Consider the following 10,360-nt stretch of genomic DNA (forward strand, 5'->3'; position numbering starts at 1 on the left):
TTAATCGTTAGTATTTATGGGTAATTTAAGTATTGTAATTATCGTGGTAATCGCCGCGAATGCATTGATATCATTCAAAGGCTTTAGTGATTTTTCGTTTTTTGAAAAATACAAGTTCAATATTGGAGCCATTGTTCGAGGGGAGAAAATTAGAATGTTTAGTTCCGGTTTCCTGCATGTAGATACATCGCATTTGTTTTTTAATATGTTTTCTCTATTCATTTTTGCAGATGTAGTACTTGTGTTTTTAGGTAATTTTAAATTCCTTATTGTTTATATAGGAAGCTTACTGTTAGGTAATTTACTATCCTTATACTTTCATAAAGAGGAACATCATTACAGTGCCGTCGGTGCTAGTGGAGCGGTAATGGGTATTGTTTATGCCGCTATATTGTTACAGCCCAATATGAGTTTGTATCTGTTTTTTATACCCATTCCAATTCCTGCATATATTTTTGGTATTGGTTACTTGTTATATTCTATTTACGGTATGAAAAATCGCGTTGGTAATATTGGTCATGACGCTCACTTTGGTGGTGCTATTGGAGGATATGTCATTACACTAATTTTGGCGCCTTGGTTGTTTGAGAAAAACCTATTGATGATTGGCTTATTAGCCCTGCCAATTATTCTACTATTTATTTTGAAAAAATTAAATAAAATTTAAAAGTTTTTTCAAAGTTTTAAGCATAAAAAAAGCCTTTCCACATGGAAAGGCTTTTTTGTGCTATATCTATTTATATTAATCTAAAAGCTCTTTTATTTTAGCTTCTAGAGCTGGACCTCTTAAATCTTTAGCAATAATTTTTCCTTCGCTATCTAAAATAAACGTAGCAGGAATTGCTTGAATATTATAAAGCTTCGCAATAGGATCGTTAAAAAAGTCCAAGTTAGAAACCTGGTGCCATGTTAAGCCATCTTTTTCAATAGCTGTTAGCCATTCATCTTTAGCGTCAGTTTGTCTTGGAGTTCCGTCCAACGATACACCAATAATTTCAAGACCTTTTTCATGATATTTTTCATAAACCTTAACCACATTTGGGTTTTCACGTCTACAAGGTGCACACCAAGCAGCCCAGAAATCAATAATAGTTATTTTACCTTTAATATCGTTTAAAGAAACCATTTTCCCTTCCGGATTTGGAGCAGAAAAGTTTGGAGCCACACTACCTATGTTGGTGTTTTTAGAAGCCGTTATCATACCCGAAATATTTTCGCCCATACGACTGTTTTTAACAGTTTCGGTGAAATTATCATATAGTTCTGTAGCTTTTTCTGCTTCGATATTTTTAGTGTTCAATAAGTTTTCCAATATAGCAGCACTCGTTACTGCATCATTGTGTTTCTTAATAGCTGCTGCGTTCTCTTTATTTGCAGCGTCTACTAATTGTTGAAACTCCGTTTGAATCGATGTCATTTTTACAGAATCGCCGGCCGTTCTAGCCGCCATAAATTCCTGTCCCATCGTTTCATTTTTCTTACGAACCTCATCAGAAATATCTCTAAATTCTTGAAAAACATCATTCTCTTTACTACCAGTTACAATAGATGCTTGTAAGCTATCTTTGTAAAACTCAATAGAAAAAGTTTCATTTTCTAACATAATTGGCATGCCACCTTGCATGCCTTCAATGCTTATAACAAAAAGATCAGTCGAAGGAACGGAGCCTTTAAAAGTAACTTGACCATCTTTTACAATACTAGAGTCCACAACCGTGGGATTGTTCATGTCTGTATTTTGAATCTTTATTACTTTCCCATCTAATGATTTATCAATAGAGCCTGTTATGGCATAACCATCCGTATTTGATTCTTGGCAAGAAGCTAAAAGAATAATGAATGAAAGTAGCGTCAATTTTTTAATCATTTTTAATATTTTTTAGTTTGAGCAAATATAGCTGAATACTAAAAAAAAGTATGTTAAGAATTAGCTAATATCCAGATGGGTATATTCTCTGTCTATTTTAGTACTTTTGTAGTATGAATCAAAACGATACTATTGTTGCACTTGCTACGCCGTCAGGAGCTGGTGCTATTGCCGTTATACGCTTGTCTGGTAAGGATGCGATTGCTATTTGTGAAGGCTGCTTTAAGTCGGTTTCTAAATCGAAAAAATTATCAAGTCAGAAAACACATACCATTCATTTAGGGCATATTGTAGATGATGCTCGAGAAATAGATGAGGTTCTGGTATCCGTATTTAAAAATCCGAGATCTTATACAGGCGAAGATGTGGTTGAAGTGTCTTGTCACGGTTCCAATTATATTCAACAGCAAATTATTCAGTTATTCTTGCGCAATGGATGTAGAATGGCAGATGCAGGTGAATTTACTTTGCGTGCTTTTTTAAACGGGAAACTCGATTTAAGTCAGGCTGAAGCTGTTGCCGATTTAATTTCCAGTGATAATGAGGCGTCTCACCAAATAGCTATGCAGCAAATGCGTGGTGGGTTTTCTAGTGAAATTGCCAAATTGCGAGAAGAACTTTTAAATTTCGCATCCTTAATAGAATTAGAACTTGATTTTGCAGAAGAAGATGTGGAGTTTGCTGATAGAACCCAGTTTCGGGAATTAGTAGAACGCATCACTTTTGTATTGAAACGTTTAATTGACTCGTTTGCTGTTGGGAATGTTATTAAAAACGGTATTCCTGTTGCTATAGTTGGCGAACCTAATGTTGGTAAATCCACATTATTAAATGCCTTATTAAATGAAGAACGTGCTATTGTTTCTGAAATAGCTGGCACCACACGCGATACGATTGAAGACGAAATTAGTATAGGCGGCATGGGTTTCCGGTTTATAGATACTGCCGGAATCCGTGAAACACAAGATGTGGTAGAAAGTATTGGAATAAAAAAAACGTTTGAGAAAATAGAGCAAGCCCAAGTGGTGATTTATTTATTCGATTCTACAACCTTCAAAACGCAATGTAATCAGTTTAAAGTGGAGTTGGAAAAGATTAAAAATAAATACCCTTTAAAGCCCTTGATTGTTATCGCTAATAAAATTGATAAAGTAGACGATACTTTGTTAGCGCAAATGCAGTTGGAAATTCCTGAAATCCAATTACTATCTGCAAAAAGTGGTTTTGGTGTGGAACAACTTACCGATTCCTTATTAGGCTTGGTAAATACGGGTGCACTCCGAAATAATGAAACTATAATTACCAATACCCGTCATTACGATGCTTTGCTAAAAGCATTAGAAGAAATACAGAAAGTTAAGTATGGTCTAGATTCTGGATTGCCTAGCGATTTAATGGCCATTGATATTCGCGAAGCCTTGTATCAGTTTGGATTGATAACTGGGAATGTTACCAATGATGAATTGTTGGGAAATATATTTGCTAATTTCTGTATTGGTAAATAACATCATATTTCCGAAATAAATTAGAAATTTTAAAAACCATCTAAAAATAACTATATCAATCTTCAAATATATGAATAACACTAAAGCGTTTTTGTTGCTCTTATTTTTACTACTATGTTCGCTAAGGCTAACCGCTCAAGATTTTCAAACTCTTGAAATAAAACAAGCTAGTAAGGAGCTTGCCAATATTCCTGGAGAAACGATGGGTCAGAAATTGGAGAGTTTACTTTTCTGGTCGCAAGCTGAAAAGGAACGTCGATTCCCAATAATGCAAGCTATATTCCCGAGTATTCCTATAGCTTGTGGTGGGAACAGTGCTTTCTTAAAACAACTAAAAAACATCACTCCTAAGTGGGAAGATGAAACGACATTGGATTCGTATATGAACGATAATCACGTTCAAGGTGTTATTGTGCTAAAAGACAATCAAGTCAGGTTGGAAAAATATGCTAAAGGCATTAATCAGGAAACACTTTGGACGTCTTTTTCTGTGGCAAAATCTGTTTCTTCCATGTTGGTTGGGGTTGCGTTAAAAGATGGCGCTATAGAAAGCTTGGACGATCCGTTAAAGAAATATATAACTGAATTTAAAGGGCATGATTACGGCAAAGTGACTGTGCGCCAACTCCTGACAATGACTTCGGGAATTGCCTGGAATGAGGATTATGAAGACCCAAACTCGGATGTTGGACAAATGTATAAGGCACACTGCCAGGGTTCCGAGTCGCATATTTTGACTTATATGAAGCCTTTAAAATTTGAACATGAACCAGGAACGCATTGGAATTATAGTACGGGTGAAACCGATTTAGTAGGGATTTTAGTTCAGAAAGCAACCGGCATAAGTTTGGCAGAATATCTTTCTGAAAAAATATGGAAACCTTTTGGGATGGCTCATGATGCGCATTGGCTTGCAGATGAATGTAGCAATCTCAATCTAGGCGGAAGTGGTCTTTCGGCGAGTTTAAGGGATTTTGCACGCATAGGAACACTTATGATGGACGAAGGTGAAATTGATGGTAAAAGCATACTTTCGGAGGAATGGCTAAAAAATGCCACATCACTTTTACACCAAACTAATGAGCAAGGCGATGGTTACGGTTATTTATGGTGGCGTTTCCAAGATGGCAGCTATGGCGCTTTTGGCATTTTTGGTCAGATGATATATATAAATCCCCATGAAAACTTGGTGGTAGCACAAATGGCAGCATGGCCAAAAGCGGGCTCTAAAGAGCTTACTCAAAAAAGACAGTCTTTTATTGATGCTATTCAACGCGTTATGGATTAGAGCGGACTATGCCGTTAAGAGTATAGTAAGTTTAAAAATAACGAATAACTGTAGTTTCTTTTTATAGAAGCCGCATAACCGTAGTAACCCTTCTAAAATAAAAGTTTTAATGCGAAAGCTATAAAACCAAGGAAAGTATGCAGCAGGTTCGTGAAAACGGTAGAAGGGAAGCGTGCTTTAATCAACTTCAACTATAAACCAATATCCTCCCTGTAACTATGCACGTTGTTTATATAAATGTATTGGAACAGGCGGAGAACTTTAAGCGAAATAGATAACTTCGAATATATCTTTTTTGAGTTGGAAATTAGAGCATTGACACTTTATTACTTCTTATTGGTCCTAAAAAGCAAACAAAATGCAGTGTTTTTTCCGTCTGTATATACTTTCTATTGTTAGATATTAAAGAAAATGAAGATAATGCAGAGTAGTAGTGTAATAGTAAATTCGAATTTACATGCCAATTAGCACCTTAAATATGTTAAATATTCATGATTAAATGTCTGCTTTTCATAGGGTGTTGAACCAAAAAATGGAATTAACTATTGTTGTCTTTTTTATATAAACATAAATGTTTCGAGCACATCTAGATAGGTTAACTTATTTATTGGTAAAAAGTTTTAAAAAGTTTTTTATGCCGTCTAAGCTATTTGGAACGTATATGGTTGTACCGCGTCTTATATTATCTTTAATTTGATAGTATGCGCCCATAGGTAGCATTAACAATCCTAAACCACTTATAGTCGTTAAAAGATAACCAAGAAATATAGTAAATGCTTTTCTAAAAGTTGGTTTACTACCTTTTATCACGTTGTTGTTTATAGCTAAATATTGAATACTATTTTTTTTATCATAAAGTAATTCTACCTTTTTAATAAAAGTTAATTGATTCGCTTTAAAGCTTATTGGTATCGTTTCTAAAAAAGTGTTTTCACCGCTTATTAAGTAATTAGATTTTAATAGGTTGGCAATTGGATTGTAGTTTTTATCAGGTGTATAAAATTGAAATTCTATCGGTTTAGAATCCGCTATTATTTTTACATTCAAATAATATTCACCTACTTTATGATACCATAAATCTATTTTTTCTACTTTGGTAAATTGAAAGGGTTTGGTATTAATACTTTTACCTCCTTTTATAATATCTGGCCCTATTTTAAAAGTCAACAAGACGGCAATAGTCATGTATATTAATGTATATATAATAAAATTAACTTTAGACATTTGTTAAGTTTTGATCGTCGTTTTTAAAAATATGTAAAGTATCCTTATTGTCTGTAACAAATAAATAAGGTTGAAAATATTTTATTGGACGAGGACTTGGAAAGTAAACTCCTTTTTCTTCATGAAACCAGTCATATTGCAATGTTTTAATATTAAAAGCACCTATAATACCTCTGCGGTAATCGGTGGTAATAATGTGGTTGTTTTCCAATACAAAATTATCTCGTTGCGAATCAAAAATAGTAGGGTCGTTAAATAGTTTTTCCATGGGTTCAAATAATGTACGTTTATATCCACCAGTGGCTATATCTACCTCAAAATAACCTATACTGGTAACACCTTTTAATTTCCCATTTTTCTCATCTAACACATAATTTGTGTTGTTGCACGCGTCTATTTGCCATAATATCTCGCCTGTATCAGTATGTAAGCCTATTAAAATCTCGTCTCCTAAACTTAAAACGCATGTTTTGTTATATACCACATAAAAAAGATTTGTTCGTAAATCTTTGTATTCCTCTTGGAAGGAAGTTTCCCATAAAATTTCTCCATTATTTATATTGAGTGAAATTACTTTGTTAGCAGCAACACCATATAAAAAATCGTCATTCAAACGTAAAGGTGTATTAGTTTTAGACCACCATAAAACTTCTTGGGTTTTTAATGAGTATACACCTTGCTCTATCTCAGTTCCTAATTTATCTTTGTAAATTAATATTTTTTCATTATCAACTCCGTAATTATTATATTTTTTTAATGAACCTTTCATATAAATATCAAATCTATTATCTTCCTTTCTATACATTTCACCAGAAGATGAGTCTTGAAAGTAAAAATTATTGTTATACGAAAAAAAGCTGTAAAATGAGCGATTAAAATCAATTTTTCTCAAAAACTTCAAACTTTCCAAAGCATAAAAAAAAACTTCACCTGTTTGCTTAGAAACGAGAAGTTGCTCTTCAATCTTAAAACATTTATAAGTGTTTTCTATTTTCTTAACTTCTTTAAAATTCATTATTTCACCCAATTTATGTAACTAAACTTCCATTCGTAGCAAATTCTACAAGTTTTTTTTGAATTTGTTATTGAAGGATTAAGACTTGTAAAAAATTCTGGATTTAATTTAAATAATTCTTCTGCCTTTTCAGCATTTTTGAAAATATTTTGAAACATTACTTTAGCTTCAGTTGCATTGTCATTAAAGTAATACCTGAATTTATTACTTTCAATATATTTATAAAATTGGTTTTGTTAGTTGCATTACTATGTTTATAATTATGCCATAAGCTCCTGTTATAAAAAGGGGCTTGCGGAGTTGAACCTACAGCAGCCATTATTTTATGCTTTCATTAATCTATTGTGTTCTTTGGGAAATTTTTATTTTATGGATTTTGCTGTTTGTGGAAATATACTACTTCTAAATCACAATATACTACCATATAATAAGCGGTTAGTTTAAGGTAATTGTTGTTATAAAAGATAAGAAGGCAACTAATGCCATTCTTGTTTGGTAGTTTTTACTCAAAATTTTAATACTGTTTTGTTGTTCTGCAAAGACTCCCTGATAATAGGCGTGACTTATGATTATTTTATTTTAATGTACCTGTTGTATATATATTCAAACCTTACAGGGTAGTTATTTTCACGTATTAATCTTTCTCGCATGTCAGCTATTCCTGCATTTGGTAAATAGTTGTTTTTAATTTTTTGCTTAAGGGCATCTTGTAATGGTAAAAACGCAATTTGTTTATTTAAGAAATACGTTTCTTTTTGTAGTAATTCATATTCGTTACTATAGGGAAAAACACCTTTTAACTCTTGCTCAAAATTTTGTTTAACTATACGCTCCAAGTAGTTTAAGCCTTTAAGAATACAATCTCTATCTCTAAACTCACAAATGGGAGTTTTAAAGTCTATGCTTTTTAAAAGGCAGCATGCTGCTATTTTATAATTTTCACCGCTATTAGTTATAAATATGAACTCTAATATTTTGGAGTTATCATATGCAATATGCAAGCCTAAATAGTCGTTTTTATACATTACATACGAAAAACTATCTGTGTTGCCAGTAATAGCAAAATTATGGGCAGCTAAAATTTTGCTGAATACGTGCTCAACATCTGTAGTGAATTCGTGATATCCCCAGTTTTTGTTATACATTTTTAAAATTAATTAATCTTAATATTTGATTATAAAAAGTATTATTACGATAAGTTAATGATTCGGGTTCATTGCTAAAATTCTTTAAAATTAAATTCTGTCAAGCCTGATTCTTCCAAGTCTTCTTTTAACCTACTTCATGCCAATTTGATAGGTGTTGTATTTGGTGAGGTTATTATATCATAATCACGTAAACTATAATTAATTTTAGATTTTTCAGAGTGATGTCTTTTTCGAAAATCAACTCTTCTTCCAATTTTAAAGCTCTAACAGAAATGCTACGAGGAACAGAAAGAGGTGTTTTTAATTGGTTTGAAATCATTGACAAATTATTTAAGACTAAAAAGTTTAAAGACTTCATTCATAAAAATGTAGCTACGCATTAGAGTTTAATACTAAAAATGAATTCAAAGAGACGGTATGATTTCTATGTCTTTGTACAATTCATAGTTATTCCTAATATGCTCCGATAGTTCCTTTAATCTTTCAAAATCAAATTTTTCTTCCTCCTCTTGTAAACGAAAACTCTTTGAAGTATCTACAAAACTATTATGAAATACAACAGATATTTTTTTTTTCCATTAACATCTTAAAGCGTAAAATCCCAAGGATGATTGTATAATTCTTTCATATCTTATTGAATAATATTAGAGGTGCAATCTGTATTAATAACCATCCCTTCTGTTTTAATAACAGCTTCTGGTACTTTCCTTCCAGGAATCCATTAATTATTAGCTCCAAATTCATTCCCCGTAGGTACTTCTATTTTATTTGTTGGTTTAAAATCAATTCTCAACACCTCTCCTCCCTGCAATTGTTCTACTGGAATCCCTAACTTCTTTGATTGTTCTTTAATAGGTAATTTAATAATATGATTTATTTCCGATTTTGTTGACACAAATTCTGTTTTCCCTAAATCAGGTTTCCCTATTCCGTATTTATCATAATCTTTTTTTATAACAATTCTTGAAGCTCCATCATCAAACTTAAATAAATGATTATCAATATAACTTTTATTCAAGTAGTCTGACACTGGTGGTCTACTTCCTTTTGGTAAATTAAGTATTTTTTGCTAATTCCATCCTGCCTTTCAAGCTCCAGCTAAATCATCCCCCGCATCAGCCAATAGGTAAACATCTATTCCCAAATATTTATGTGAATTCCAAGCAGAAAGGCTCTCAGATACTTCAAACTTAGTTTTTTCTTTTAAAAAACCTATGTTGGTTGAAGATCTTTTTTTAATGAGTTTGTTTTTTGAGAATGTTCAATTGAAAAAGAAACTAGGGTTTGGGGTAAAAGTAGTTCCGTTTTGGCATAAGTTATTTGCGTTCCTATCAGGTACGCTAAGAAGAATAGAAATATGTATTTTATGAATTTAAGAGCGTTCATTTTAAAACTAGACAGGCTTTATGCAGGTTGATTAATTAGTGTCTCTTCTTTCATATCTTCATATAAAGATATTATCTCTTTGAATATTTCTTTAAGTATTTCGTAAGTATCAAACGAGGGCTTTTTCACTAGTTCGTCAGACTTTATTCCTTTACTATATTCTATTGATTCACAAATAAGAGATGCAGGACCTCCAAACATCAGATTTAAACTATTATTTTTACATCCTAAAATAACTTCAACCAATCCATATTTAAGACATAAATGAAGGTTAAAATCTAAATCATTTATTGTATCTACAATGCGATAAAACTGACCTTTAGACACAAATTTCGATTCATACCCCAATTCTTTAAGGATGGTTAAGACTACTTTTTTTTGTGTTTTATCTAGTCTTTCATCATTTTTTCTCGTCTTCTCGCTTAAACTCTTATAGCGATCATAAAAATTGATATTACTAAATATTTTTACTCCTAAATTATACATTATTCTATTTTAAATCTTAAAGTGATATTTTTACTATTAGCCAAATTAATATAGTCTTGAATATTACTCAAACTTTGAGTACTAGCAGGAATTTCTAAAAACATTTGACCTTGTAGTGTTTGACCCCGCTCCGCAAAGTCTCCCGACTTTGAGGTCATTATTATTATTATTATTATTATTATTATTCCTAAAACAGTCATGCAAAAAATTCATTTTCAATATTGATTATACTTTGTAATGGATGACGCATTTAGCACATCAATTACTGTATTATCTACTATTTCTATATCAATTAAGCCTTGGTTGTTTACATAATTACTTGCACTAGATTATATGTAATGTGATGCTTTTTCAACAATGCTAGCTCTTACTGGGTTTAAATGAATGTCATCCAACTTAGACTACATAAATTTATGTGAATAAATTTCCTCTGCATGATTA

The 10,360-nt window shown here is 32.0% G+C and carries 10 protein-coding genes; 3 read left to right on the forward strand and 7 right to left on the reverse strand.

Annotation, left to right across the window (positions count from 1 at the left end):
• Positions 1-16: 16 nt before the first annotated feature.
• Positions 17-667, forward strand: a complete 651-nt coding sequence (locus tag BZARG_RS11235; protein WP_008638441.1) for a rhomboid family intramembrane serine protease — start codon at positions 17-19, stop codon at positions 665-667.
• Positions 668-742: 75 nt separating this feature from the next.
• Here BZARG_RS11235 and BZARG_RS11240 read toward each other — a convergent pair whose 3' ends face one another.
• Positions 743-1,867, reverse strand: coding sequence for a TlpA disulfide reductase family protein (locus tag BZARG_RS11240; protein WP_008638439.1), 1,125 nt, complete (start codon positions 1,865-1,867; stop codon positions 743-745).
• Between the two features lie 113 nt (positions 1,868-1,980).
• Here BZARG_RS11240 and mnmE point away from each other — a divergent pair, with 113 nt between their 5' ends.
• Both mnmE and BZARG_RS11250 read left to right on the forward strand, forming a co-directional pair.
• Positions 1,981-3,372 (forward strand): tRNA uridine-5-carboxymethylaminomethyl(34) synthesis GTPase MnmE, encoded by a 1,392-nt coding sequence (gene mnmE / locus BZARG_RS11245; protein ID WP_008638446.1) that lies wholly within the window; start codon positions 1,981-1,983, stop codon positions 3,370-3,372.
• 70 nt (positions 3,373-3,442) lie between these two features.
• Positions 3,443-4,660 (forward strand): serine hydrolase domain-containing protein, encoded by a 1,218-nt coding sequence (locus BZARG_RS11250; RefSeq protein WP_008638472.1) that lies wholly within the window; start codon positions 3,443-3,445, stop codon positions 4,658-4,660.
• A 600-nt stretch (positions 4,661-5,260) separates the two neighbouring features.
• Here the strand turns inward: BZARG_RS11250 and BZARG_RS11255 are convergent.
• From BZARG_RS11255 to BZARG_RS15790, 6 genes are all read right to left on the reverse strand, one after another.
• Entirely contained in the window at positions 5,261-5,884 is a 624-nt protein-coding gene (locus tag BZARG_RS11255) for a hypothetical protein (protein WP_008638452.1), read from the reverse strand.
• Entirely contained in the window at positions 5,877-6,899 is a 1,023-nt protein-coding gene (locus BZARG_RS11260) for an outer membrane protein assembly factor BamB family protein (protein ID WP_008638471.1), read from the reverse strand. Before BZARG_RS11260 ends, BZARG_RS11255 begins: the two co-directional genes overlap by 8 nt.
• A 569-nt stretch (positions 6,900-7,468) precedes the next feature.
• Entirely contained in the window at positions 7,469-8,044 is a 576-nt protein-coding gene (locus BZARG_RS11265; RefSeq protein WP_008638443.1) for a hypothetical protein, read from the reverse strand.
• 724 nt (positions 8,045-8,768) lie between these two features.
• Positions 8,769-9,077 carry a hypothetical protein gene (locus BZARG_RS11270; RefSeq protein ID WP_008638476.1) on the reverse strand — a complete coding sequence of 103 codons (309 nt, stop codon included), beginning with the start codon at positions 9,075-9,077 and terminating at the stop codon, positions 8,769-8,771.
• A 374-nt stretch (positions 9,078-9,451) separates the two neighbouring features.
• A complete protein-coding gene (locus BZARG_RS11275; protein WP_008638442.1) occupies positions 9,452-9,919 on the reverse strand; it encodes a hypothetical protein in 468 nt (155 codons plus the stop codon).
• Positions 9,919-10,077 carry a hypothetical protein gene (locus tag BZARG_RS15790; protein WP_008638456.1) on the reverse strand — a complete coding sequence of 53 codons (159 nt, stop codon included), beginning with the start codon at positions 10,075-10,077 and terminating at the stop codon, positions 9,919-9,921. The genes BZARG_RS11275 and BZARG_RS15790 overlap by 1 nt, the downstream gene beginning before the upstream one ends.
• Between the last annotated feature and the right edge of the window lie 283 nt (positions 10,078-10,360).

The sequence above is a fragment of the Bizionia argentinensis JUB59 genome (genome assembly GCF_000224335.1).
Classification (GTDB): Bacteria; Bacteroidota; Bacteroidia; order Flavobacteriales; family Flavobacteriaceae; genus Algorimicrobium; species Algorimicrobium argentinense.